The sequence below is a fragment of the Mesorhizobium sp. M00.F.Ca.ET.216.01.1.1 genome (assembly GCF_004010325.2).
Lineage (GTDB): Bacteria > Pseudomonadota > Alphaproteobacteria > Rhizobiales > Rhizobiaceae > Mesorhizobium.
The window spans coordinates 1-313 of sequence record NZ_SADR02000405.1 but is presented as its reverse complement, the minus strand read 5'-3'; the positions used below and the strand labels follow the sequence as shown (position 1 = coordinate 313).

The window sequence follows — 313 nt, the reverse complement described above, 5'->3', positions numbered from 1 at the left end:
TGATGGAGCGGAAGAAGGCTTCCTGCTTCTCGATGGGAAACACCGGGTCCTTGCTGCCCTGGCCGAAGAAGACCGGGACGTGGCGCCTGAAGGCGGGGCTCACGAGGAAACTCTCGTCCCACAGCGAGCCGAGCAGCAACAGCCCGTTGATGCGCCGGCCGGTGTCGTTGCGGGCAGCAAGCTTCCAGCACAGCGATCCGCCCATCGAGCCGCAGGCGACGAAGATTTTGGCGCTGGGCGATTTCTCGGCATAGTGATCGATCAGCGCCGCCACCTGCGCTGCGCCCTTGTCGCCGAAATCGGAAAAATCCGG

At 63.9% G+C, this 313-nt stretch carries 1 pseudogene; it reads right to left on the bottom strand.

Features of this window, described 5'->3' with window-relative positions:
• Positions 1–313, bottom strand: a pseudogene (locus tag EN859_RS36690) (lysophospholipase); the annotation flags it as partial.